This is a genomic window from Anaerococcoides asporogena (genome assembly GCF_029590275.1).
Taxonomy (GTDB): Bacteria; Bacillota; Clostridia; order Clostridiales; family Clostridiaceae; genus JG1575.
The window spans coordinates 1,577,883-1,602,457 of the sequence record NZ_CP120965.1 but is presented as its reverse complement, the minus strand read 5'-3'; the positions used below and the strand labels follow the sequence as shown (position 1 = coordinate 1,602,457).

19 protein-coding genes are annotated in these 24,575 nt (G+C 53.7%); 4 read left to right on the top strand and 15 right to left on the bottom strand.

Going from position 1 to position 24,575, the window contains the following annotated elements; genetic code table 11:
* Positions 1-32 precede the first annotated feature (32 nt).
* The 4 genes from P6M73_RS07675 to P6M73_RS07660 all read right to left on the bottom strand — a co-directional run bounded on the left by P6M73_RS07675 (position 33) and on the right by P6M73_RS07660 (position 5,636).
* The gene (locus tag P6M73_RS07675) at positions 33-287 is read right to left on the bottom strand and encodes a GlsB/YeaQ/YmgE family stress response membrane protein (protein WP_277855522.1); all 255 of its coding nucleotides are present in this window, start codon (positions 285-287) and stop codon (positions 33-35) included.
* A gap of 510 nt (positions 288-797) precedes the next feature.
* The gene (pgsA, locus tag P6M73_RS07670) at positions 798-1,388 is read right to left on the bottom strand and encodes a CDP-diacylglycerol--glycerol-3-phosphate 3-phosphatidyltransferase (protein ID WP_277855521.1); all 591 of its coding nucleotides are present in this window, start codon (positions 1,386-1,388) and stop codon (positions 798-800) included.
* Positions 1,372-2,805 (bottom strand): 30S ribosomal protein S12 methylthiotransferase RimO, encoded by a 1,434-nt coding sequence (gene rimO / locus P6M73_RS07665; RefSeq protein WP_277855520.1) that lies wholly within the window; start codon positions 2,803-2,805, stop codon positions 1,372-1,374. The genes pgsA and rimO overlap by 17 nt, the downstream gene beginning before the upstream one ends.
* A 44-nt stretch (positions 2,806-2,849) precedes the next feature.
* Entirely contained in the window at positions 2,850-5,636 is a 2,787-nt protein-coding gene (locus P6M73_RS07660; protein ID WP_277855519.1) for an FtsK/SpoIIIE family DNA translocase, read from the bottom strand.
* Between the two features lie 497 nt (positions 5,637-6,133).
* Here P6M73_RS07660 and P6M73_RS07655 point away from each other — a divergent pair, with 497 nt between their 5' ends.
* Positions 6,134-7,669 (top strand): FAD-dependent oxidoreductase, encoded by a 1,536-nt coding sequence (locus P6M73_RS07655; protein ID WP_277855518.1) that lies wholly within the window; start codon positions 6,134-6,136, stop codon positions 7,667-7,669.
* A gap of 280 nt (positions 7,670-7,949) precedes the next feature.
* Here P6M73_RS07655 and P6M73_RS07650 read toward each other — a convergent pair whose 3' ends face one another.
* From P6M73_RS07650 to P6M73_RS07635, 4 genes are all read right to left on the bottom strand, one after another.
* On the bottom strand, positions 7,950-9,164 hold the full coding sequence (locus P6M73_RS07650; protein WP_277855517.1) for an ABC transporter permease: 1,215 nt from the start codon (positions 9,162-9,164) through the stop codon (positions 7,950-7,952).
* Positions 9,151-9,843 carry an ABC transporter ATP-binding protein gene (locus P6M73_RS07645; RefSeq protein ID WP_277855516.1) on the bottom strand — a complete coding sequence of 231 codons (693 nt, stop codon included), beginning with the start codon at positions 9,841-9,843 and terminating at the stop codon, positions 9,151-9,153. Before P6M73_RS07645 ends, P6M73_RS07650 begins: the two co-directional genes overlap by 14 nt.
* The gene (locus P6M73_RS07640) at positions 9,840-11,099 is read right to left on the bottom strand and encodes an efflux RND transporter periplasmic adaptor subunit (RefSeq protein WP_277855515.1); all 1,260 of its coding nucleotides are present in this window, start codon (positions 11,097-11,099) and stop codon (positions 9,840-9,842) included. Before P6M73_RS07640 ends, P6M73_RS07645 begins: the two co-directional genes overlap by 4 nt.
* A 285-nt stretch (positions 11,100-11,384) precedes the next feature.
* Positions 11,385-13,535 (bottom strand): polyribonucleotide nucleotidyltransferase, encoded by a 2,151-nt coding sequence (locus tag P6M73_RS07635; protein WP_277855514.1) that lies wholly within the window; start codon positions 13,533-13,535, stop codon positions 11,385-11,387.
* Positions 13,536-14,142: 607 nt separating this feature from the next.
* Between P6M73_RS07635 and P6M73_RS07630 the strand changes: the two genes are divergently transcribed.
* From P6M73_RS07630 to P6M73_RS07620, 3 genes are all read left to right on the top strand, one after another.
* Positions 14,143-15,417, top strand: a complete 1,275-nt coding sequence (locus tag P6M73_RS07630) for an FxLYD domain-containing protein (RefSeq protein ID WP_277855513.1) — start codon at positions 14,143-14,145, stop codon at positions 15,415-15,417.
* Between the two features lie 60 nt (positions 15,418-15,477).
* Positions 15,478-16,074, top strand: coding sequence for a zinc ribbon domain-containing protein (locus P6M73_RS07625; RefSeq protein ID WP_277855512.1), 597 nt, complete (start codon positions 15,478-15,480; stop codon positions 16,072-16,074).
* 352 nt (positions 16,075-16,426) lie between these two features.
* Positions 16,427-17,770, top strand: coding sequence for a polysaccharide deacetylase family protein (locus P6M73_RS07620; RefSeq protein WP_277855511.1), 1,344 nt, complete (start codon positions 16,427-16,429; stop codon positions 17,768-17,770).
* Positions 17,771-18,013: 243 nt separating this feature from the next.
* On the opposite strand, the gene thiW is transcribed toward P6M73_RS07620, so the two are convergent.
* The 7 genes from thiW to P6M73_RS07585 form a co-directional block, all read right to left on the bottom strand.
* Positions 18,014-18,535: an energy coupling factor transporter S component ThiW gene (thiW, locus tag P6M73_RS07615; protein ID WP_277855510.1), complete on the bottom strand. Its 522-nt coding sequence runs from the start codon at positions 18,533-18,535 to the stop codon at positions 18,014-18,016.
* A gap of 322 nt (positions 18,536-18,857) precedes the next feature.
* A complete protein-coding gene (gene thiE, locus P6M73_RS07610) occupies positions 18,858-19,496 on the bottom strand; it encodes a thiamine phosphate synthase (RefSeq protein WP_277855509.1) in 639 nt (212 codons plus the stop codon).
* Positions 19,483-20,304 (bottom strand): hydroxyethylthiazole kinase, encoded by an 822-nt coding sequence (thiM, locus tag P6M73_RS07605; protein WP_277855508.1) that lies wholly within the window; start codon positions 20,302-20,304, stop codon positions 19,483-19,485. The genes thiE and thiM overlap by 14 nt, the downstream gene beginning before the upstream one ends.
* Positions 20,305-21,149: 845 nt before the next feature.
* Positions 21,150-21,416 carry a 30S ribosomal protein S15 gene (rpsO, locus tag P6M73_RS07600; protein WP_277855507.1) on the bottom strand — a complete coding sequence of 89 codons (267 nt, stop codon included), beginning with the start codon at positions 21,414-21,416 and terminating at the stop codon, positions 21,150-21,152.
* 293 nt (positions 21,417-21,709) lie between these two features.
* A complete protein-coding gene (locus tag P6M73_RS07595; protein WP_277855506.1) occupies positions 21,710-22,651 on the bottom strand; it encodes a bifunctional riboflavin kinase/FAD synthetase in 942 nt (313 codons plus the stop codon).
* A gap of 9 nt (positions 22,652-22,660) precedes the next feature.
* A complete protein-coding gene (truB, locus tag P6M73_RS07590) occupies positions 22,661-23,542 on the bottom strand; it encodes a tRNA pseudouridine(55) synthase TruB (protein ID WP_277855505.1) in 882 nt (293 codons plus the stop codon).
* Positions 23,542-24,498: a DHH family phosphoesterase gene (locus P6M73_RS07585; RefSeq protein ID WP_277855504.1), complete on the bottom strand. Its 957-nt coding sequence runs from the start codon at positions 24,496-24,498 to the stop codon at positions 23,542-23,544. The genes truB and P6M73_RS07585 overlap by 1 nt, the downstream gene beginning before the upstream one ends.
* Positions 24,499-24,575 lie beyond the last annotated feature (77 nt).

The window sequence follows — 24,575 nt, the reverse complement described above, 5'->3', positions numbered from 1 at the left end:
GTTGGATTGAGTACCTATGATTGCGGGCGGCTTCAGCGTCGCTTAGTTCCGCGATTGACCAGCCATAGCACAATAATCGCACCTATAACACCAAGAACAATACTTCCCAGATTGAAGCCGTCTACCGTGCCCACTCCGAGAAAATCACCGATAAAGCCGCCGACAGCGGAACCTACAATACCGATGATGACACTCTGGAACGTTGACATGCTGCGGCTGGTCTTCGTGATCTTTCCTGCGATCCACCCAACCAAGGCTCCAAAGATGATCCAATAAATCCAGGTCATTTCTTCTTCCTCCCAATGAAAAATTTTCTGTCTATCAAAAGTCTATCAGCTTTCATTTTCATTGGCCCGAAATCCAAGACATTTAAATATTATTTTATAAAATATTCATCAAAGACATGAAACTTCTTTATCATGGAACATTATACCGGGACCACCCCTTTTCAAATGCTCCCGGCATGATGCATCATTTTCTCATTTGATCACCTGTCTGGATGGTGGCGGACGCCTTGGTACAAAAATGACCCAACTCTCAGGTGATGGCTGGATCATCTGCATGCTGGGTCATTCCCGTAACGGGTCATTCGCATAAAGGGTCATTCGGGTAACGAGACATTCGGGTAACGAGTCATTCGGGTAACGAGTCATTCGCTTGCTGGATATTGGAATACTTGGTTCATTGGTTTGATGGACTCTTTTTTGGCGGTGGATTATTTGCACCATGGATTATCTCATTCTTGGATCATCCGTCTCTTGGATCTTCCGTCTCATGAGTCACCAGGTGCAGCTGTATTACTTGCTGGGATCGATGCTGGACCAGCCCTTCATAAAGTAGTCAACCCCGGAGTAGATGGTCATGAAAGCGGCGGCATACATCACCACATCAGGCAGTAGCCACAGGATCTGAGCATTGGCTTCCAGCCAGTTTTTGACTGGTAAAAACCAGGCGTCGGTGTGGATGATGAGCTTGAGGAGCATCATGATCACCGCAACCATCTGCAGGGTCGTCTTGAGCTTGCCCAGGTTGGAGGCTGAGATGACGTTGCCCTCATTGGCGGCGATGGTGCGCAGGCCGGAGACGGCGAACTCGCGGGCGATGATGACAATGGCGATCCAGGCCGGAACCAGTTCCCGGGCTACCAGCATAATGATGGCAGATGTAACCAGGAGCTTGTCGGCAAAGGGATCCATGAAAATGCCGAAGTTGGTGATGAGATTGTGCTTGCGGGCAATGCGGCCGTCCAGGTGATCGGTAATAGATGCCACTGTGAAGACGATGAGGGACAGCATGGCCCAGTGCGGGATGAATTCAAAGGACATGAACAGGATGAACACGGGGATCAGCACGATCCGGAACAGTGTCAGCTTATTTGCCAGATTCATGATCAATCTCTCCTATCAAATCATACTCCAGGGCATCGGTAATGCGGACATTCACAAAGGTTCCGGCGATCAGTTCCTTGTCGGAGCGAATCAGCACTTCTCCGTCAATTTCAGGGGCCATTTCAAAGCAGCGCCCGGTAAAGCCGTCTTCGTTCCGGCCTTCAACCAGAACCTCATAGGTCCGGCCGATCTTCGCCTGATTCTTGGCCAGGGATACTTGCTGCTGAACCAGCATCAGCTCGCCCCGCCGCTTTTTCTTGACAGAATCCTTCAGCTGGCCCTTCATGTGCCAGGCCGGGGTGCCCTCTTCCTTGGAATAGGGGAACACACCGACTTTTTCCAGCTGCATCTGAGCCAGCCACGCTTTCATCTCCTCGAACTCCTCTTCGGTTTCCCCGGGGAATCCGGTAATCAGGGAAGTCCGGATCACCGCATCGCTCATCAGCTCACGGATGCGCCCGATGATGCCTTCAATGGCCGCCCGGCTGGTCCGCCGGCCCATGCGCCGCAGGACGGTATCAGAAATCTGCTGAATCGGCATATCGAAATAGTTCAGGATCCGGGGGGATCCGGCGATGGTCTGGAGCAGCTCCTCATAGATGCCTTCCGGATACATGTACATCAGGCGAATCCAGTGAATTCCCTCCACCCGGTCCATGGCCTGAAGCAGTTCATGGAGTGTCTGGCGGCCTTCGGTATCCCGTCCGTACATCGTGATGTCCTGAGCGATGACGATAATCTCCCGGACCCCCGCCTTCGCCAGTGTCTCCACTTCCCGGAGGATGTCCTCCCGGCTGCGCGAGCGGTAAGAGCCGCGGATCTTGGGAATGATGCAGTAGGTGCAGTTGTTGTCGCAGCCTTCGCCGATCCGGACATACGCCGTCGAGCCGAAATTGGTGGTCAGCAGACGCCGGCCGTCATTGACGCCCACGTCCGACCAGGCTGTGTCAATAATGCGCTGCCGGTCCACAATGAATCGTTCCACGTATTCATCGAGTTTGCCGTAGCTGTTGACACCCAGGATGACGTCCAGTTCCGGCATTTCGCCCAGAAGCTCCTCGCCGTAGCGCTGCGTCAGACAGCCTGTGGCCATCAGCAGCTTGCAGCTGCCTTCGGTTTTGAACCGCGCCATTTCCAGAATGGTATTGATGGATTCTTCCTTGGCCGCGTCGATGAAGCCGCAGGTATTGACAATGATGATGTCGGCTTCCATGGGTTCCTCGGTCATCTGATATTTCTGCCCCAGCGAACCCAGCATAATTTCAGAGTCCACCCGGTTCTTGTCGCAGCCCAGGCTGACCAGTGCCAGCTTGTAGCCCTGGCCGGGCGTAAATTCTTTCTCGTTTTTCTGACTGATTGAAAAGTCTGTTCGGATCATAGGATGGCTGATGCCCCGCTTTCTTTGAATAATTTTCACTTAGGTTGTCTTATGTTACACACCGCTGCCTGGCAGCAGTTCATTTACAGCATGTCGTCCGAAGTCCAAAGCACCCGGCGGGGCTTGGCTCCGTCCGGGCCGGAGATAACGCCGCGCTGCTCCAGATCATCCATGATCCGGGCGGCCCGGTTGTAGCCGATCCGCATGCGCCGCTGCAGGAACGATGTCGATGCCTGATTGTATTCCATGACGATACGCACGGCTTCCTCGAACAGATCATCCGATTCCTCATCCGCTCCATTTGTGCCGGAACCGCCCTTTTCAATGTGCTCGATAATCGATTCATCATAGCGGACTTCCGACTCCACGACCTTGATATGGGCCACGATGGCCTCCACTTCTTCTTCACTGATAAAGGCTCCCTGCACCCGCTTGGGTTTATGGGCGCCCATGGGCGAGTAGAGCATGTCGCCCTTGCCCAGAAGCTTTTCCGCGCCGCCCTGATCCAGGATCGTCTTGGAGTCCACATAGGAGGATACCGCAAAGGAAATGCGCGACGGAATGTTGGCCTTGATCACGCCGGTGATGACATCCACCGACGGCCGCTGCGTCGCGATGACCAGGTGCATGCCCGCTGCCCGGGCCATCTGCGCCAGTCGGGCGATGTAGCTTTCCACTTCGCCGGCGGCAACCATCATCAGGTCCGCCAGCTCATCGACAATAATGACGATGTAGGGCAGCTTCTCCTCGATTTTGCCCTTGGCCTTCAGATCATTATACCCTTCAATGTTGCGGACGGAATGTGTATTGAACAGGTCATAGCGCCGGGTCATTTCATTGACCGCCCAGTTCAGGGCGCCGGCCGCTTTTTTTGGATCCGTCACCACCGGGATCAAAAGATGCGGGATGCCGTTGTACACGGACAGCTCCACCATCTTGGGATCCACCATGATCAGGCGGACCTCCTCCGGGGTGTATTTATACAGCAGCGAAACAATCAGCGCATTGATGCAGACCGATTTGCCCGAGCCGGTGGCTCCGGCGATGAGCACATGGGGGAATTTGGCAATGTCTCCGATGATGATGTCCCCGGAAATATCCTTGCCCAGCCCCATGGCCAGTTTCTGCGTACTGCGGGTGAACTTTTCAGAATCGATGACCTCCCGCAGGAACACCGGCACAGTTTCCTTGTTCGGAATCTCAATGCCTACTGCCGCCTTGCCCGGGATCGGTGCTTCGATGCGCACGCCCGTAGCAGCCAGCCCCAGCGCGATGTCGTCCGACAGATTGGTCACTTTGCTGACCTTGATGCCGGCCTTAAGCTGCATTTCATAGCGCGTGACCGACGGCCCCTTGCTGACATCAATCACCCGGGCGTCCACGCCGAACGTCGCCAGAGTATCCTGCAGCTTGCGGGCATTTTCCAGGATTTCATGATGATCTTCTTCGTCCATCATGCCCCGCATGTTCTCCTTCAGCAGCGCGACGCCCGGATACTTGTAGACCGGTCGGGCCGCGCTCTTAGGTTCTTCCATGGCAATCTGCCGGCCCTTGTCGGACTTTGGCTTGTCCGTCGCCGACAGCTTTTTTCTGCGGTAATCGGAGAATTCCTGTTCCGTCAGAGGATCCGCCTGCGGTTCAGTCCCTGCACCATCTTCTGCTGCTGGGTCAGCATCAGCGTTGGCTGATGTTCCCGGTTTGGCACTCGCCTCAAATCCATCGCCAGCCGAATCCGAAGAGGCTGTCGGGCCGTTGCCGAACACCCGCTCGAAGGCTTCCTCCGATTCACCACCAATCGGCGTTCCCTTGGGATCGGTTGAGTCCGGCCGCGGATTCTTCTCATCGCGGACCTTATTCCAGCTCTCCAGGTACGGCACCGTAATCGGATTCTGGACAGCGGCCGCGCCGGCAGGGGGTGTCCCCGCTGCAACGGTGGTTTTTTTGCTGGGAGAAGCCGCTCTAGGCTGCACTTCGATGTTGAACCGGCTTCTGGACACTTTGGTGCCCTCCAGCCGATGGGCTGACCGGGGCTGTCCGTTCAGGAACGCCGGCAGGGACAGCTTGCCCTGAACTTCTTCCGCTGCCGGCCGTTCGACCGGCCCAGACTGCGGTTTTGCCTGAATCTGATTTTTAAAGCGCCGGGCGGAGGGAATGGATTCCTCCGGACGTACCGACCGGACCCCTTCCGCCGGTTTGACTTCCAGCGCCTTCAGTTCGTTGTTCTTCTCCCGGAAGCTTGAAATCTTCGTGGAAACCTGAGAGGAAACTTCGTGCCCTTTCCGAAGCGAGTCGTACAGGGTGGTGTTGAAGATCAGGACGCCGCCCAGAATGATTCCCAGTACGGAAAAAATGTAGGCTCCTACTTCCCCGAACAGCTTGACCAGAGGATAGCCCAGCAAATAGCCGAATACTCCGCCGTGGGTCTTGCCGCGCAGCCCTGAGATTTCCTGCAGAGCGTCGCTCAGGCTGTGGGAATCCAGCAGATACATATGCCCCACTGACAGAGCAATCAGAAGCGACAGCACAGCCAGGATGATCCCCAGGGTGCGCCGGTTCATCAAAAATTCTCGTTTTCGTAAAATAAAGGCAAATCCGAGGGCCAGAAACAGCACCGGAAATAAATACCCTAAACTGCCAAATGTGGCAATGGCCAGATCCTTCAGGAACTCCCCCACCCGTCCGGTCTGATCCGTAAAGATCCCCGCGGTGAGCAACAGGCCAAAACCGATCAGGATCACGCCTGTAATTTCATTGCCATACCCTTCAAAAAACCGGCTGGTTGGCTGACTGGCCTTTGTGGCGCGCCTGGTCACGGTTCGCTTCTTAGCCGGCCGCTTTACCGCCGGACGCTTTCGTTCCTTTTCCGCCATGGGCTGCCACCTCCTTCTTTCTTTTGATATCCATATATTACCAATATACATTTTAACACAACCAGTCGTTGAATAGTTGCACCCCGTTGCGCCATGTGCGCTCGCCCGCAATTTTTCTTTGATTAATCAATGGCTCAAGGGCTGAAAGCTCCCCTAAAAAATGATTGTATACGATTTCCGGAGCGTTATAATTTAATTATAAGTATGCGACTATAGTTAATTTATGCACATTCTATCCCCGTGGCCTGAACACTTTTTTCAGACGAGCCAGGCAGATCCGTTCTCACTCTGAAAACTTGTCTGAATGTTTATTCACCTTTGTCCGGGTCGCTCATTGGCCATCCTGTATCGTTTCTTCTGCCGTACTGACTGCCTTGGACCCATTGCCGGCACTGACCGTTCATAACCCTCACTCCGGCCCATCTGGAACTCCCTTCGACCCAACAGCTGTACTTGATGAATTCAATCTGTAAACTAGTGAAAGGGGAGAAATATCAATGAGACCACCAAGAAGAATCTCTTCACTGCTGATTAGTCTGCTGCTGATCAGCGGCCTGCTGGCCGGATGCACACCGACCACACCGACCACTACTGCCGGATCAACCCAGGCATCCACCACCACTCCCGCTACTCAGCCTCCGGCCACCACAGCGCCTGCCACGCAGCCGCTGGCCACGCAGCCGCCCGCTACCTCTGCACAAATCAAGACCTTTGACGTCGTAGTAGTTGGAGCCGGAGCAGCCGGACTGGCTGCCGCCATTGAAGCCAAAGCCGCCGGTGCCTCCGTAGCTCTGCTGGAGAAGCAGAGTATGACAGGCGGCAGCACGATCCTGTCCGGTGGCATCGTCTACGGCACAGGCTCCAAGATTCATCAGAAAGCCGGCGTCAAAGACTCCGTCGATGATCTGGTGGACTATTGGAGTGAACGCGCCCAGGGTAAGAACGACAAGGAATTCCTGCAGTTTGTTGCCGAAAATTCCGGCGGTACCATCGACTGGCTGGTCGATCAGGGGATCCAGCTGGGAGAGCCCTATCCCACCGGCACCAGTCCCGTTGCCCGCGCAGTATCCACCCCCAATCGCGGAGCCGGCATTATCCAGCCACTGGAAGCCAAAGCAAAATCCAGCGGCGTGGAATTCTTCCTGGAAACTCCGGCGACGGATCTGATTCAGACGGATGGAAAAATTACCGGAGTCAAGGCAAAAACCAAGACGGGCCAGGAATTGCAGTTTAACGCCAAGGCCGTGGTGCTCACCACCGGCGGATTCGATCACAATCCAGCCCTGATCAAAGAATACGCCAGCCGGGCCGAAGGGGACTTCAGCTTTGCCAGTGCCGGCAACACCGGCGATGGCCTGACCATGGCTAAGAAAGCAGGAGCCGACGTCATCGGCAACGGCAGCGTCATCGGATTCCGTCGAGTGATTGGCGAACCGGCCTACGTGACGGAAATCTGCCTGCTGATGTGGATGCCCTATCTGTATGTGAATAAAGACGGCAAGCGCTTCGTCAACGAAACCATTGACTACCCGATTTTCTATGAAGCCCTGATCCAGCAGCCCGATCAGATCAGTTATCTGATCTTTGACGGCAATACCTATGTCGAAACGCTGGACAAGGCCGTTGAAAAAGGCTCCGCCTTCAAGGCTGACACCCTCGAAGATCTGGCGAAAGCTGCCGGCATCGATCCCGCCGGCCTGAAAACCACGGTGGAAGCCTATAACAAGATGCTGGCCTCCGGCGAAGACAAAGAATTCGGCAAGGTCGTCAAGGACATGAAACCCATCGACAAACCAGCTTTTTATGCCCTGAAAGTCGAACCGACAATTCTCGGCACCATGTCCGGCATTCGGACCAATCTGGACTGCCAGGTTCTGACAGCCGACGGCAAACCCATCCCGGGACTCTATGCCGCCGGTGAAGTCGCCAACGGCAGCTTCTATAACCTGGAATATCCCGCCAGCGGCACCTCCATCCAGATGTCCCTGACCTTCGGCCGCGTAGCCGGCATGATCGCCGCCAAGAATAAGTGATGTCCCTGATGGGATCCCTGGATGAGATCACACCAGTATCTGCCCCAGACTGAGTTCTCTCGCCTGATCGATCAATTGAATCATTGACCGACTCCTTCATAAATCAGGATACTCTGGAATGAATATCGGCAAGAATGAGTATCCACTGGATCAGTTTTCAGATGGATCATCCCATGGTCAGGCGACCGATATGCAAAGAACGCTCCATTGTTGGAATATCCAGCAACGGAGCGTTCTTATACATTGTAAAACCTGTTTCCTGACGCTGATCACTACTTGATTATCTCAGAATATCGATCAGATCCTTCTGAGCGGCCGAGTTGGCCGGCATAACCGAGAAGAAGAGGCCGATGGAACTGGAGATGATTACTGTGAGCAGGACCGAGAAGGTATCGACCACAGCAGTAAAGGGCAGGAACTGGGAGGCAATGCGCGAGATCAGAATTCCGACCAGCAGGCCCATGGCTCCCCCGATCAGGGTGATGGTCAGGCCTTCCAGGAGGAACTGGTTGCGGACGGAGGATTTGGTCGCACCCAGCGCGCGTCGGATTCCGATTTCCTTGGTTCGTTCGGATACGGAAATATACATCATGTTCATGACGCCGACTCCCGCGATGAGCAGGGAGATTCCGGCGATGGCGGAGATGAAGTAAGTAATCATGGTGAGGATGTTGCCGATGCCTTCCATCATGAGCGCCATATCGAAGACCATGTAGGTGCCTTCTGATTTCATGGAGCCGCGCACTTCCAGCGCTTCCATAACCTGATCCGCCACATCCTTGGGCACATAGCCTTCCCGGATGGTCAGCATCAGATTGTTGCCGGAGTTCTTCGGGGCATAATACTGCTCATAAGTGGTTTTTGGCATGTAGATGTCAAACCGGTTGGCATTCAGATTCACCGCAGTTCTGGGCTGTCCTTCATAGACCCCGACGATGCGGTGCAGGATCCCCTGAATCTCCACGCTGCGGCCCAGATAGGATTCCACATCCCCGAACAGATCCTGACCCGTCGCTTTGGAAATCAGCACCACCCGGGATGTGGCGTCCACATCGGCCTGGTTCAGGGTCCGGCCGGTCAGGATCGTCTCTTTTGGGGCATCTGTATTCAGCATCAGCGCGATGCTCTTGTCTTTGAGTTCATTCTTATTGGTCGTGGCATTGATCGAGGTGAAGCCTCGCTCCAGTTCTCCGATCTCGGCCTTCTCCACGCCTTCAATGGCACGGGCCATTTCCAGGTCCGCCATGTCGTAAAACGAGCGGGAGGAATTGGACAGATCCCGGGTTCTGGGCTGGAAGAGAATATTGATGACCACATCGCTGGATTCGGACTGGGTCAGGTTCTGAACAACAGAATTCTGGAAGCCCTTGCCTAAGGCGATGATGGTGATGACCGAAGCGATGCCGATGATGATGCCCAGCATGGTCAGGATGGTCCGCCGCTTGTTCTTCACCAGTGCCTTCACGGAGGATTGCAGAATCTCAATGAATCTCATGTTGGTGTTCCTCCTCGGAGACAATGCGTCCGTCAAAAATGCGAATGATGCGATTGGCGTAATGAGCCATATTGTCATCATGAGTGACCAGGATAATCGTGACCTGTTCCTTCTGATTGACATCGCGGAACAGATTCATGATTTCAGTGGAGGTATGGAAATCTAGGGCGCCGGTGGGCTCATCCGCAATGATGAACTTGGGCTGGTTGATCAGCGCCCGGGCAATGGCCACGCGCTGCTGCTGGCCGCCGGACAGCTGTTTGGGCAGCTTGTCCCATTTCTCGGCAATGCCGACTTTTTCCAGGTACTCCATGACGATGGGCCGGGCCTGACGCTTGGACAGTCCCTTGTAGAGCAGCGGCAGTTCAACGTTTTCCAGGACTGTATCCGTCTCAATCAGCGAAAAGTTCTGAAACACGAAGCCTACCATCTCGTTGCGAACCTGGGAGAGCCGATTGTCGTTGCGGATATCCAGGACCTCTCCCTCATACAGATACTCCCCGGAATATTTGGAATCGATGAAGCCCAGCAGGTTGATCAGCGTTGATTTTCCGGACCCGGAGGGTCCCATGATGGCGACGAACTCTCCGGAGCCGATCTCCAGAGAGAAATCCTTCAGCACATGAAGGGTTTCCTCGCCCATGGTGTAGTATTTATTGATATTATTCAGCTTGATCATTTTGCTTCGACCTGTATCTGCAAGCCTTCCGTCAGGTCTGCGTTGGGATCCACTACGATCACGCTGTTTTTTGCAAGGCCTTCGCTCAGAACCCAGTAGTTGCCCCGCTGCTCCAGCTTGACGGGCTTTCGGGCGACTTTGCCCTCGGTTACCACCCAGAGGAATGACTGATCCTTGTCCTTCACAATGGCACTGGTGGGGACGACGATCTCATTGAGGGCCACTTCCACTTCCACGGAGTATCCGGGCTGGATTCTGCGCTCCGGAATCACGCCGAAGGCGTAGTTGACGCTGCTGTCCACCGCCCCGCTCAGCTTCAGGTTTTCCGGGATCGGGTTGAGTTCCACAATCTTGCCCGGGATCCGCTCATCCGTAGCAATTACGTGAACAAAGACGTCCTGGTTCAGCGCCAGCCGGAAGTAGTCATATTCGGTCACCATGGCATTGATTTTCGTCTGTTCCGACAAAATGTCCACTAAGGATCCCTGAGGATTGGTCTTGTTCTCTTCATGGACCAGAACCACTCCGTCAAAGGGTGCGGTTTCGCTGTTGGTCTGGTTGGACTCGGCCCGATCCAGCATGATTTTTGCATCATCCAGTGCAGTCTCTGTCTGCTTGACCGATTTCTCCAGGGCGGTGATCTGGCCGGGCCACGAATCCTTCTTGGCGGTCAGCCGAGAAACATCCTGGGAGTATTCCTGAACTTTTTCGTTCTGCTCGTAGATCGTATCATTGAGATCTTCGATCCGATCCTTGTCCCGATCGGCCTGAGCTTCTTCCAGATCCTTCTGGGCGTTTCTCAGCCGGCTCTTGGCTTTGTCCAGATTGGCCTCCGCTTTGATCAGGCTGGATTTATCAGCAGCCTGATCATCTTTGGCCTCGGCCAGATCAGCTTTGGCTGTCTTCAGTGCGTCCTCGGCCTTGTCCACTGCCCGCTGGGCGTCTTCCAGGCTGTTCTGAGCCATTTCGTTATCATAGGAGAACAATGGATCACCGGCTTTCACCCGCTGTCCGGAGGTCACGAGGAGGTCCTTCACTTCCCCTTTGGATGGGTCGATGAACACGGAGGTGGATTCGGTTACTTCCGCTGTCCCTTTGAGCATCAGGGGTTCCCGCTCGCTCAAGGTATAAGTCCGGTAGGTAATCTTATCCCGGGCGATCGCCGCCTGCTGATTCCAGTAGAAGAATCCGGCTCCTGCCAGAACCACTGCCAGAAGGCCCAGCAGCCATTTGTGTTTCAGTTTGCCTTGTTTCATGTTCGTTGCTCCTTCAATGTCACCCGCTTCATCGGGGTTGTATTTTTTGCTCTGCATTCGAATGAGGATTGTTCCTGTGTCTAATTTACAGGATGTACCCTTAAAGGAAAATTAAAAAAAACGCCAAAACAGGCCGTTTCCCGTGGCTGCCACAGTTTTGCCTGACATTTATGTCACAAAACGGGCACCACAGGGGTGCCCGTCTGTATTGTCAGTTCTGATTCCTTTATCGTAGCCGGAACATTTTATTTCATATTGTGATCAGAATGTCCGCCCAAGTTCGAATTAGGAATGGGCAGGTGCTGCCGCATCCGTTGCTTCGCCCTGTTCTTTCTTGTCGGCATCAAGGATGGCATCCTTGCGCGAGAGGTTGATCCGGCCCTGGGAATCGATCTCAAGCACCTTGACCAGAATCTCGTCGCCTACGCTGACCACGTCCTCCACTTTTTCCACGCGTTTTTTATCCAGCTTGGAGATGTGGACCAGACCTTCCTTGTTCGGGAGGATCTCGACGAAGGCACCGAAGTTCATCAGGCGGGTAACCTTGCCCAGATAGACTTCGCCCGGCTCAACATCGCGGGTAATGCCGTCGATGATGCTGTAGGCCTTGCGTGCCATTTCAATATCGGCACCGGCGATGAAGACGGATCCGTCATCATTGATATCGATCTTAACCCCGGTGTCGGCGATGATCTTATTGATGACCTTTCCGCCGGATCCGATGACATCGCGGATCTTGTCCGGATTGATCTTCATGGTGAGGATCTTCGGAGCGTACAGAGAAACATCCTTTCTGGATTCGGCGATGGCGCCCTTCATCACATCGAGGATCTTCATCCGGGCAGCCCGGGCATTTGTGATGGCCGTCTTGATGACATATTCGGACAGACCGGCAATCTTAGTGTCAACCTGGATGGAGGTAATTCCCTTTTCGGTTCCGGCTACCTTGAAGTCCATGTCGCCGAAGAAATCTTCAACGCCCTGGATGTCGGTAACTACTTCTTCCCGGGCCAGATCATCCGTGGTGAACAGACCCATGGCAATTCCCGCGCAGGGACGCTTCAGGGGAACACCGGCATCCATCAGAGCCAGAGTGGAAGCACAAACCGCTCCCTGGGAAGTGGAACCATTGCTGGAGAGAACTTCGGAAACCAGCCGGATGGTGTACGGGAATTCTTCCTCGGACGGAATCAGCGGCTCTAAGGCGCGCTCCGCCAGGGCTCCGTGACCAATCTCGCGGCGGCCCGGTCCACGCATGGGACGGGTTTCACCGACGGAATAGCTGGGGAAATTGTAGTGGTGGATGTAGCGCTTGAATTCCTCTTCGGAAATTCCGTCAAGCTTCTGGATTTCACCGATGGATCCTAACGTTGCCACAGTCATGACCTGAGTCTGGCCTCTGGAGAACAGACCTGATCCATGGGTACGGGGCAGAATGGCAACATCGGACTTCAGCTCGCGGATCTCATCAAAGGCGCGGCCGTCAACCCGGCGATGCTCATTGATGGCCAGATCCCGGACGAGTTCTTTCTGCATCTGGTAGACTACTTCGGCAATATCGCTCTTCTTGGAGGCGAAGTCATCGCCGAATACTTCCTTGAAGTGCTCCGCGATTTTTTCCTTGGCCAGATCCATTTCAGCGTTGCGCTCGGTCTTGATGGCCTTGGAATAGACCTGACGGATCAGATCACCGGCAAACTCACGCACCTGGCGCTCGGTCTCGGCATCGATCTTGTGCATTTCAACCACTTTCTTTTCCTTGCCATACAGACGGCGGGCCTCTTCCTGCATTTCCAGGATGGGCTGACACTTGTCAAAGCCATAGGCAATCCCGCGGATCATGGTGTCTTCGTCAATTTCCTGGGCTCCGGCCTCGATCATCATGACGCGCTTGTTCGTTGCGACAACGGTCAGATCCAGCGTGGAAACCTCGCGTTCCTTGGACGTCGGGTTGCAGACAAAGTTGCCTTCAATCAGGCCGACTGAAACTGCGGCCACCGGCGTAGTGAACGGAATCGAGGAAATATAAAGGGCAGTGGAAGCGGCGTTGATCGCCAGAATTTCCGGCAGGTTGTCCGGTTCAACGGATACTACCGTGTTGACGACCTGAACGTCATTGCGCAGACCCTTAGGGAACAAGGGGCGCAGCGGACGGTCCGTCGCACGGCCGGCCAGGATGGCATTTTCCGTGGGACGACCTTCCCGCTTGATAAATCCTCCGGGAATCTTGCCGACAGCATACAGACGTTCTTCATAGTCTACCGACAGCGGGAAGAAATCAATCCCGTCGCGCGGTGATTCACTCATGTTGACATTCGTCAGAATCACCGTTTCGCCATAGCTCATGAACAGCGCGCAATCCGATAAGAATCCGATATTGCCCAGTTCAATGCCCATGGAACGGCCGGCGACTTCAGTCTTTAAAATAGGTTTCATATATTCTCCTTTTCATTCCTGCCTCGCTAAAAGCCCGCTGCATACTTAATTATAGTTCAGGCGCCACCTCTGCCCGATCGGCGGGATGCCGTCTGAATTATAATTAGATACACAACCAGCTCCTCTCGGGCATAGTTTTGATTCTTACATTATATCAAATTCACCCCCGCTTTGTCCCGAATTTTTCACCCTGCAGGCCTGAATCAGAAGATAATTTCAATCCCCAACAGACCACACTCTCTTGTTAGATTCCCATACCGCAATTCATTCAGTATATTACAGTGAACCAATTTCCCCCACATTCTCCGCTTGAGAATCCTATGGTTCCTATCCCTATGGTTCCTATCCCTATGGTTCCTATCCCTATGGTTCCTATCCCTATGGTCAAAGATTCTATCAAAGCCGGTGCACTCATCGAAATAATTAAAATAATTGGAGATAAAAAAAATTGCGCAAAATCAGTAAATAATCGAAATTTACTCTGAAGCGTCTAAACATTATAGTATAATAATAACAAATTACAGCTTGGGGAGGTATCTATGAAAGAAGTCAGGAAACGTTCGACTTCAACGCCCACATTGGCAATCTGGAGGGCCCCGTTCAGGTCGTGAACGGCCAGCCTCAGGTGAGTGTCTCATTTACTAATTTGAATTATGGTACCATCACCGGACTCAAACTCAGAGCCAGGGCTTTCAACTCATTCGCAGAGCCGATTCAGTTCGGCGGCGGCCGGGAATCCTTCCAGATTCTGCTCCAGGACCTGAACGTTCCGCCGCAGACTCCCTACGTCGGCCGCCCCATCAATCTGCCCCATCCTGATATCCGAAAACTTGTTCTGGGCGAAGAAGCCGTCAGCCTCTCTGACGGCCAGATTCTCCCTTACCAGGGACCCTTTCTTCAGGAGGCCGCCGTTCCGGTTCTCGATCCCGTCAATCCAGCAGATTTGGAACTGTTGAATTACCTCCGGATCCAGCATCCGAAAGCTCATAACCTGCCTCTTGATCTGGGCGACGACTGGCTCTGCAGCTGCTCCCAGCTCAATCCCAAAGCTATGGATCAGTGCATGGCCTGCGGGTCCACCAGGGATCGACAGATGTTTCATTACTCGGAACCTCAGCTAACGCAGGGATTGGAAAAAATGCGGCAGGATCAGGTCCGCAAAGCCAATGAACAGGCAGAAGCAGAGCGACTCGCCTCAGCAAAAGCAAAAAAACGAAACCTTCTGATCGCTGCAACAGTGGTGGCATTTCTCATGGGAGCCTACTTCTTCAATCACTTCCAGGAAATGAAGGGCAGGCAAACTTTTACCACCGTGGAAGAAATGAAAACCTACCTCGAGGGTTTCTGGAGCTATAAGACGGAGTACGGATCTGTAGTCTCCATTGAGATTACATCCGATGACAAAGCGAAATGGAGCCTCGGAGTTGGTTTGCCCATCGACTACAACGTCACCTATAAACCGAAACAAGGGGAAGTGAAGAGGGGGGCTACCGAACTTGTACTGAAAGACAATCGTCTGATCGAAGGCAAAAATGAATATACCCGAGGCAAGCTCGCCTCCTATGAGCTGACCTCCCCGACTTCCAAGGACAGTGCTTATGAAAGTGCCTATACCGCTTTGAGCATTTACGGCTTCGTGACCCACAACACTGTGTTCACGCAATACCAAGGCACGATTAAGAACAATGGCTCCAAGACGTATTCATTTGTGGAGGTCAAAGCGTCCTTCCAGTCACTCACCGGGGATGTCCTGGATACCGACTGGACTTACGCTGTGGGCAGCGAGGGACTTGCTCCGGGAGAAACCAAGACCTTCACAATGTCGGTTCCCCTCAATAAACGCATCGACAAGGCTTCCGTTTCTATTCTGGATTATAATTAACCCTCAGAACATAACCAGACGCACTTTCAGCCTAAAAAATCAAACTGAAGGAGAAATATTATGAATTGTACCAAATGCGGCAGCACCATTCCTGAACAAAGCAATTTCTGTCCCACCTGCGGTCATAAAACCACCCCAGGTCAGGCTGAACCTCACGGCACGGTCATACAGGCATCGGATTCCCCCTTGGCCGGCGACAGACCTCTGGTGGTATCAAGCTCTGAGGCTCCCGGACCGATCCAGCCGGTTCAATCATGGTCCGCTGTCCCCTTTAAAAAATATCTTCCGGTGATTGGCGTCGTACTGGCACTGGTCGTTGGCTTTCTCCTCTGGCAGAACCAGGGAAAAGCCGAACTGAAAAAACTCCTGCTTAAAGACTGGAGCCGCATCGAGACAAGCGATACGACTACCTTCCAGCTGGAACTGGACTTCTCCGAGGACGAGATCGAATATAACTTCAATTCCTCTTACGCATTTCTAAATTCCAAGATCGCAACCTACGACTATGATGTAATCGGGAAAGATACCATAAAGGTTACCAGCAGTTCGGTCGAGCGACTCATCAAAATTGAATTCAATGACGACAAAGACATGATGACCATGACACCGGCACTGACCAGCACCGATGACAGTGAAAACTGGTTCTTCCACGATTAGCCCGTATTCTGATCAAATTGATCCGGAGGGATACCGCCCAGGCGCGATCCCTCCGGATCTTATTTTTTGGCTATGTTCTGAAACCCAAACCGAAAGACTGAATCCTGCCGGAAGAATGAATTCTGCCGGAAGACTGAATCCTGCCGGAGTGAATCAGTCACTCCGTTAAAAAAACTTGTCCGGGTTCTTCGCTTCATAAAAGCCGGTGGTGGCAACATCCCTCTCCATTTCAATCCCTCTTCCGATCGAATGATTGCTCAAAAAGCCGCAACCAGACACTGGTCATCTATTTACTCCAAACTGCATCGATGCTTAAATAGAAACAGGACAGTACGTTCACAGGAGGGAAAAAATGCGCAGATTACGATCCATATTTTTACTATTTCTCATATTCTGTCTGATTTCCTCCTGCGTCGTATCTGATGCCAGTTCGAAAATCCCGGCAAGCTTTCATTCCTCAGACATCGTAAAGAATGTCCCCTATCGCTACAATCTGCGGGTGAATCCGGACAATACGGCCCGAATGCTTCGGGAAACCCGGGAAGCTAAAGGTCAGCGAATTGGCGTCGGAGACAAGGCAGTCATCGCGCTGCGCTTTGATGACTGGCAGAACACGTTCCGAGCCCAGGTCTTCCCTGAATTGAAAAAACGGGAACTTCCCGCTTCCATGGCTCTGATTTCCGAATTTCAGAATATTCACTGGGGAGCACAATGCACCTGGTCTGACATCATACACTGGAATCGAGGCGGTCTGGAAATCTGGTCCCATGGTACAGATCACCGTGACTACAAAGACTTTAACCGACTCGTCGAAAATATAGTGGGATCAAAAAAAGAAATTGAAAGCCATGACATCAAAGTCCAGGGATTTATTCTGCCCGGCGTCACCAAGTATTACAACCAGCGGCCGTACGGACTGCTGGTCCGGCCAGAGGACTACAGTGAAATTCCCGGGCGGCTGATTCAGCAGACCTATGCCCTCAGCGAAGCCTATGCCTGGGGTTCGATCCGCCAGCTGCCCAGCACTCGCTATCACGGAGCCAACCATCTGACCATCAGCGACGGTTGGGTTCAATATGATGAAATCATCCGCTCCATTGACGAAGTGATTCAGGACAAAACCGGACTGGAACTGATGATTCACTGCGGCAATCTCGGGCTTCCCGGGAATCTGAGCCTGGAAGACTTTTTGAAGGTGCTGGATTATCTTCAGGCGAAACGCTCCGACGGTATCCTGGAAATTTTAACCCCCTCCGGTCTGATGTTCGCCGATCACTCCGAGCACCGCCTGCGGCTTCTTGATTTGGATCTGACCCTGCCCTATTCGGCCAAACCGTCCTTTACCCCGGACCGGTTCCAAAATGACGGCAGTCAGCTGGCCGCTTCGCTCCGACTGTCCGGAGACGGCACCTCCCAGCTCAAGCTGGAGATGGATCGCCTGATCCGAAAAAAAGCGGATGGCGAGAGCTATGAAGCCCTGGTTCAGACCGCCGGCTCCACTGGAAAACTCACCTTGAGGATCCATGACGGCCGCGGCAACCTGCTCAGCAAAACAACCACCTCCGACCTGGAGGACAATGGCCAGAAGCGGCTGGTGTTCATCATCCCTCCCGGCTGTGACAAGATCACGCTGACCATCACCGCAGAGAGCGCACAGCCGATGGATCTGCTCTGGACCAAGGTACAGAAAATATAATTGAAAGAGAGACTTCCAATGATAGATTTCAGGCGGATTTCTCCCCTTACTTCATCATTTAGTTTTCGCCAAGAACAAAAAAGCCCTTTCCGGTATCGCAGACGATGCCCGGAAAGGGCTTTTCTGAAGCATATGAACGCGGTCAAAGACACCGCTCAGTCCTCTGTATGCGGTGACTGAATCTTTTGCCAGGCAGTCAACGAGCATTTTTAACTGTAACAGCATAATAAAACGATCCGGATCTTAATGCCGGGCTTGAAGCCCCAGCTGACGGAGCACTCCGCTTCGGTTCAGGGAGAAAATCAAAGTGCCGGCCAGGAGGGACCCGGCGACCGTGGAAATAAGAAAGGGCAGGATGTAGACCGTTATAGCCAGGTGGGCGGATGATTTGCCCATCAGCAGAACTGCTGTGGGATATGCCAGAAGTCCGCCGAGAATTCCGGTTCCCAGGATCTCCCCCAGAAGCGTCAGCGGCAGACTTTTTGTTTTCTGATAAATCAGGCCGCAGACCAGGGCTCCGCACATGCTCCCAGGAAATGCCAGAAGACTGCCCAGGCCCAGCAGATTGCGCAGAAAGCTGGAGGTGAAGGCCACGGCGAAAGCCCCCCAGGGACCCAGCAACAGCGCGCTGAGGATATTGACCATATGCTGGATGGGCGCACACTTGCTGCCAAGAACCGGGAAGGAAATGAGGCTGCCTGAAACGGCTAAGGCACTGAACAGACCAGCCAGCGCTAATTTTTGAACGGATGCGTGTTGTTTCATATTCTGACTCCTTTATGATGAACTTTTCAGAAGGCGGACCTGCGATACCGCCGCCCTTTTTTCGGGCACAGCAAACTCACTGCTGTTCGGTCGAGACTCCCTGGTCTCCTCTCACGCCGGAACACGGCTTCCCATCGCTGTCATTGCACCGCCCTGGGGCGCTCCCCCCAGCGGCTCCGGCCTTCTGAACTCATAAGCCGGCTGCCCGTCCCGGAGTTCATGCACTCAATTGTTCCAGATCTGTCTTTTAATCAGCCAGTATGCATCTCCTGTCCTGCATATTAATCCCGGCAAGAGACGACTTGCCCTCTGACTTCCCGGATCATTTCACTATCTGCTCCACCAGGGCCTTCAGCCGCTGTGTGGCCAGGCGGATATCGGGCTGAGCAAAGAGGGCGCTGATGACCGCAACGCCATGAACGCCGCAGCCAGTCAGTTCCATGATGTTGTGTTCCTGAATCCCGCCGATGGCCACGACCGGAATCTCAACCGCCCGGGTGATTCCCGTCAGCGCATCGCGGGTGATCGAATCGGCATCCTGCTTGGACTGCGTCGGAAAGACGGCGCCCACACCCAGATAAGCTGCTCCTGCTGCCTGAGCTTTCAACGCCTGCTCCACAGTTTTGACCGATACTCCAATGATCTTATCCGGTCCCAGGATTCTTCGGGCCGCTTCTGCCTCCAGATCCGACTGACCCACATGGACCCCGTCGGCATCGAGTTCAGCCGCCAGCTCCACATTGTCGTTGATGACAAAGGGCACCCGCCAGGACCGGCACAGATCCCGGATTCGTCCGGCTTCCTCGCGATAGGATGATTCCGCCAGTTCCTTCTCCCGCAGCTGGACAAAGGTCGCTCCGCCCTTGAGCGCTGCTTCCACCTGATCATAGAGTGTCGCACCATTCAGCCAGCTGCGGTCAGTTACCGCGTACAGCAGCAAGTTCGTCTTATCGAAGTTCATAATTTGCTCCTTGTTCCAGGTCTTCCCCGGTCATTTGATCCACCGCATCGATAAGCCGGCTGCGGTAGGTAGCGTTGCCTTCACCGGCCAGCAGTCGCTTGTGCCCGATTTCCCCGGCCAGGCCCATGGTGCATACCGCCGCCGCGCAGGCTTCCAGCAGATGAGCCGGATTCGCCGCCGCAAAAGCAGTCATCAGTCCGGAGAGCATGCAGCCGCTTCCGGTAATCCGGCTCATCCGCGGATGTCCGTTGCGAATGACATAACAGCGCTCTCCGTCGCTGACCAGATCAATGGCTCCGGTGATGACGGCGATGCAGCCCCACTGTTTCGCGAAATCCCCGGCAAAGTGGATCATCTCCGGCAAATTGTCTTCGGTGATGACATCCCCGGGATCCGCGTCCACTCCGCGGGTTGTCCCTGATCCCTTCGCCAGTGTCTTGATTTCCGAAATGTTCCCCCGAATGATGTCAAAACCAATGGCATCCATCAGTTTGATCGCGGTCTGAGTCCGCAGGTCACTGGCCCCAGCCCCCACCGGATCCAGCAGCGTGACATGGCCCAGTTCTTTGGCTCGCAGACCGGCCGCCAGCATGCCCTCAATGGTCCGGGCATTGAGCGTTCCCAGGTTGATGTTCAGCCCGCTGCAGAGCGCTGTGATCTGCGCTGTCTCCTGCGGTTCATCCGCCATGATCGGACTCGCGCCGCCAGCCAACAGCATATTCGCCACATCATTGACCGTGACATAGTTGGTTATGTTATGAATCAGCGGACGAACCGCCCTTACCCGTTCCAGATAGCTTCCGAACATACAATCCCCCAAGACTTCTTAAATTCTTCTCGACAATGCAAAAACGAACAATGCGGACAGGCACGCCCTCGGCCCATTCACATTGTTCGCAAATTGTTCCTACGTTGGCATTACCCACTTCAGGTATAAGGGTCGAAGATCCCATCTTCCTCTCAGCCTGTCTACAAGCTCCCCGTTGAACATTATTCATTTTCAGCTGGAACCCTCAGCACAGCTGCGTTCCAGAACCTATTATACAGGAAGTTCTGCACTCCTGGCAAAACGACAGCTACTCTGAAATGCCCCCGCTTTCCTTCGGATTCCTGATAATACAAAATGATTTTCCTGAGATTATTTCCATAGTCGAATCAACTCCCCTGGTGAATCGACAGTTTCATATTCCTGACTTCGATTTATTCCATGGCTGGATCATTCGAACAGCTTCATAATCCAAACAGCTTCATAATCCAATTACCTACATGAGCCAAACAGCTACATGATCCAATTACCTTCATGATCCAAACAACTTCATGATCCAGTTACCTTCATGATCCAGTTACCTTCATGATCCAGTTACCTTCATGAGTCAACTATCTTTTTGATTATAAAATGATACAGGAACATAAGCAAAGGAAGGCTCTCTCTCCATGCATGATACCCTTCATGTTTGATTCATCCTGGAATCGGATGGATCGGTAATGATACGTTTTGCTACACCAGGCTTCACTTCAGACATCAAAGGATCAAGTTGAAGTGGTTCTCCGTGATGAAGGAGATTCCTTCATCAACAGAAGCCGAATCCGGCCTTATCGGGTCTTTGTTCAACATTAAAAAAACTGCCGGTTAAGGCAGTTTCTTTTTTAAAATTACTTTCTGATGTTCAGTTTAGCGATGATGTCGCGGTATCTCTGGATATCTTCCTTCATCAGGTAGTTGAGCAGTCCTCTTCTCTGACCGATCATCATGAACATACCTCTTCTGGAGTGGTGGTCTTTCTTGTGTTCTCTGAGGTGTTCGGTGAGGTCGTTGATCCGTTTGGTCAGGATCGCGATCTGCACTTCCGGTGATCCGGTGTCTCCCTCATGGCGGGCATGAGTTTCAATGATTTCCTGTTTGATTGCCTTGTCTAACATAGTAATTCCTCCTGGGATGTTTAATCGCCCAAATCCGAGAGCCGGGACGGCTTTCCCTTGTCACAGAACTGGGTTCCGTTCTCTATATTAACTGATTTGCTCCATCATTGCAAGAAAAGAGCGCCTCATTTGGTAAGTTTTTTTGGTGATTTCCGATGTTTTTCGGTTGTTTTGCCGGCTGATTTTCTGATGCCGGCAAAGCAGTCCAGCTTGAGCCTGTCGCCGGTTTATGCTCTGTGACAGGTCGTTTCCCGGATGCCGGCGCTGCCGGTGTCTGGGAAGCCTTTGGATGACTATTTTTCCTGTCTCAGGTTCGCCATATTCCGGGTGGCTGCGTAGTTGTTGTCGCGGCGCAGCTGCTCTTTCAGCTCTTCGATGGATTCGTACTTGACCATCTCGCGCATCCATTCCAGGAAATACAGCTTGACCGGTTCTCCGTAGATGTCGCGGTCGAAATCCAGGATATAGGTCTCAACGGTAACCGGGTTGTCTGCGGAAATCGTCGGGTTGTCGCCCACGGAGGTAATGCCGCGGTAGAGCTTGCCGTCTACTTCAATGTTGGTGTAGTAGACGCCTTCCCGGGGCAGAACGGACTTGGAATCAATGGTCATGTTGGCCGTGGGGAAACCCAGGGCTTTGCCCTTTTTCTTGCCGCCGACAATTACGCCGCGCATCATGAAGGGTTCAACCAGGAGGCGAGCTGCCTCACCGACCTTGCCTTCCAGAATCAGGTTGCGAATCCGAGTGGAGGAAATCAGTCCCTCTTCGTCGGTTTCCGGCTCGATGACAATGAGCTCAAAGTCATACTTCTGCGCCAGTTCCCGCAGGAATTTGACATCGCCCTTGTTCATGTGGCCGTACTTGTAGTTAAAGCCGACAATCAGCCCCTGGGCATTGTACTGATCCAGGAGAAGCTTGATGAAATCTTCCGCGCTGGTCTGCATGTACTCATAGGTAAAGTCAATGAGCGCGACCATATCGATGCCGGCTGTCCGGAAAATGTGCAGCTTCTGCTCATTGTCCATGATCAGACGGGGCATCCTCTCCGGTGCCGCCACCGACAGCGGATGATTGGCAAAGGTATACACCAGGCTCTTGCATCCGTTGAGCAGCGCTTCGTCCACGACCCGGTTGATCAGGGTCATGTGGCCTTTGTGCAGCCCGTCAAAGCTGCCCAGTGCAATATAGGTTTTTTCGGTCAGCTTTTTCGTGTTGTTGTTATCTAAAATAATCATTCTACCACCCTATGCCCGCCAGCTCAGAACCAGTTCTCGGTCCTTGTATTCTGCCAGTCCGATGAGTTCGCCTTCCGTTGATTTGATCCGATACAGCCCTTCTGTCAGGCCGGCGGTTGCGCCGGGATCCTTCAGGCGGACGCCGTTGGTGAGAAGTCGCAGGTATTCCTGCGCCAGCTGGTGTTCCGGATAATGCAATAATGGTTGTTCAACCTGTATTATTCTACCAATTATTCCTTCTCTGTCAAGGGCTTCCAGTTCATCGAGGCGGTGAGCCGCTTCGATGGGGAATCCCCCGGTCAGTGTCCGGCGCAGCGCCGTCATGGTCCCGGGGACGCCCAGTGCCCTGGCCAGATCCCGAACCAGGCTCCGGACATAGGTGCCCTTGGAGGTCACCGCCCGAAAACTGATGCTGGGAAAGGAATAGTCGGTAAGTTCCAGTTCATAGATTGTAACGGGCCGCTTCTCCAGCTCCAGGGTGACCCCTTGCCGGGCCAGATCATACAGCCGGACACCGTCTTTTTTCAATGCGGAATACATGGGCGGTTCCTGCAGAATGTCTCCGGTGAGATCCGCCAGGGCGGCTACCACCTGTTCCCGGCTGATCCGGTGACCGGACAGATCCGCTTCCTCCGTGACCTGCCCGGTGCGGTCGAGAGTATCGGTGCTCTGACCCAGGACCATGGTGGCCAGATATTCCTTTTTGGTGTCCATCAGGTAAGGCGACAGCTTGGTCGCGCTGCCCAGCAGCACCGGCAGAACGCCGGTGGCCATGGGATCCAGCGTTCCGGTGTGGCCGCACTTTTTCTCGCGCAGCAGCCGGCGTACTTTGGCCACCACATCAAAGGAAGTCAGCCCTTCGGCCTTGTCAATGACTAAGATCCCGTCCATCAGTACAGATACGCCTCCAGTTCCCGGAACAGCATTTCCCGCGCCTCCGCCATGGAGGGCGTCATCAGGGTGCAGCCAGCCGCACGGGCATGGCCGCCGCCCTGAAACACCTCGGCGAAGAGACCGGCATCGACTTTCCGCTTGGTCCGGATCGAAACCCGGATCTTGCCTTCATGCTCCTTCAGGATCATGGAGACCTCCGCTTCCTTGGGCGCCAGGCCGTAATTCACAATATCGCCGGTATCTTTGTCCGGCAGGTTCAGCTCCGTGAAGTCCTTGTCCCGCAGGCACATCAGGACCACCCGGCCGTCGAAATGCGATTCCATGGTCGCCAGGGCGCGCTCAATGAGCCGGATCCGGTTCATCGGCCGCTCATCAAACACCTTGCGGGCAATTTCCTGATGGGGGATTCCCACCGCCAGGAGCTTTGCCCCCACTTCCATGGTTCGCGGCGTCGTGCATTCAAACCGGAACGAGCCGGTGTCCGTAGTGATGGCCGTGTACAAGGCGATGGCGATGTCCCGGGTGATGGTTACGTTCATCTGACCGAGCAGATCAAAAATAATCTCTCCCGTGGCCGCCGCCTTCGGATCCACATGATTGTAGTCCCCGAACTGGTCGTTGGACTTGTGGTGATCGATGATCATCATCGGCGTCCGGCCCAGAGTCTTCTGATCGAAGCTTACCCGGTCGAAATTGCCGCAGTCCAGTACCATGACCAGGTCCGTACCGGGGCGGACCAGCGCGTCGGACGCGTTGGTCTCCTCGGTCAGGGGCAGAAAGTCCAGGGAATCGAGCACGACATCCTTGGTCAGAATGTAGGCCTCCCGCCCGATCTGGCGCAGGGCCAGAACCATGGCATGGACCGATCCCAGGGCGTCTCCGTCCGGGAAGGTGTGGCAGGCCACACCGATTTTATTGCTTTGCCGGATGATTTCCGGAAATCGATTCATCATGCTAGAGATCTTCTTCCGGATCCAGATCCTCGTCCGAGTCAGCCCCGGCGGAGTTATCCTCCTCCAGGTCCTCATCG

Bases quoted from the DNA above. Each gene is read 5' to 3' on its own strand.
- P6M73_RS07675 (WP_277855522.1), bottom strand. From the start codon at position 287: ATGACCTGGATTTATTGGATCATCTTTGGAGCCTTGGTTGGGTGGATC.
- pgsA (WP_277855521.1), bottom strand. From the start codon at position 1,388: ATGAATCTGGCAAATAAGCTGACACTGTTCCGGATCGTGCTGATCCCC.
- P6M73_RS07660 (WP_277855519.1), bottom strand. From the start codon at position 5,636: ATGGCGGAAAAGGAACGAAAGCGTCCGGCGGTAAAGCGGCCGGCTAAG.
- P6M73_RS07655 (WP_277855518.1), top strand. From the start codon at position 6,134: ATGAGACCACCAAGAAGAATCTCTTCACTGCTGATTAGTCTGCTGCTG.
- P6M73_RS07650 (WP_277855517.1), bottom strand. From the start codon at position 9,164: ATGAGATTCATTGAGATTCTGCAATCCTCCGTGAAGGCACTGGTGAAG.
- P6M73_RS07645 (WP_277855516.1), bottom strand. From the start codon at position 9,843: ATGATCAAGCTGAATAATATCAATAAATACTACACCATGGGCGAGGAA.
- P6M73_RS07640 (WP_277855515.1), bottom strand. From the start codon at position 11,099: ATGAAACAAGGCAAACTGAAACACAAATGGCTGCTGGGCCTTCTGGCA.
- P6M73_RS07635 (WP_277855514.1), bottom strand. From the start codon at position 13,535: ATGAAACCTATTTTAAAGACTGAAGTCGCCGGCCGTTCCATGGGCATT.
- P6M73_RS07625 (WP_277855512.1), top strand. From the start codon at position 15,478: ATGAATTGTACCAAATGCGGCAGCACCATTCCTGAACAAAGCAATTTC.
- P6M73_RS07620 (WP_277855511.1), top strand. From the start codon at position 16,427: ATGCGCAGATTACGATCCATATTTTTACTATTTCTCATATTCTGTCTG.
- thiW (WP_277855510.1), bottom strand. From the start codon at position 18,535: ATGAAACAACACGCATCCGTTCAAAAATTAGCGCTGGCTGGTCTGTTC.
- thiE (WP_277855509.1), bottom strand. From the start codon at position 19,496: ATGAACTTCGATAAGACGAACTTGCTGCTGTACGCGGTAACTGACCGC.
- thiM (WP_277855508.1), bottom strand. From the start codon at position 20,304: ATGTTCGGAAGCTATCTGGAACGGGTAAGGGCGGTTCGTCCGCTGATT.
- rpsO (WP_277855507.1), bottom strand. From the start codon at position 21,416: ATGTTAGACAAGGCAATCAAACAGGAAATCATTGAAACTCATGCCCGC.
- P6M73_RS07595 (WP_277855506.1), bottom strand. From the start codon at position 22,651: ATGATTATTTTAGATAACAACAACACGAAAAAGCTGACCGAAAAAACC.
- truB (WP_277855505.1), bottom strand. From the start codon at position 23,542: ATGGACGGGATCTTAGTCATTGACAAGGCCGAAGGGCTGACTTCCTTT.
- P6M73_RS07585 (WP_277855504.1), bottom strand. From the start codon at position 24,498: ATGATGAATCGATTTCCGGAAATCATCCGGCAAAGCAATAAAATCGGT.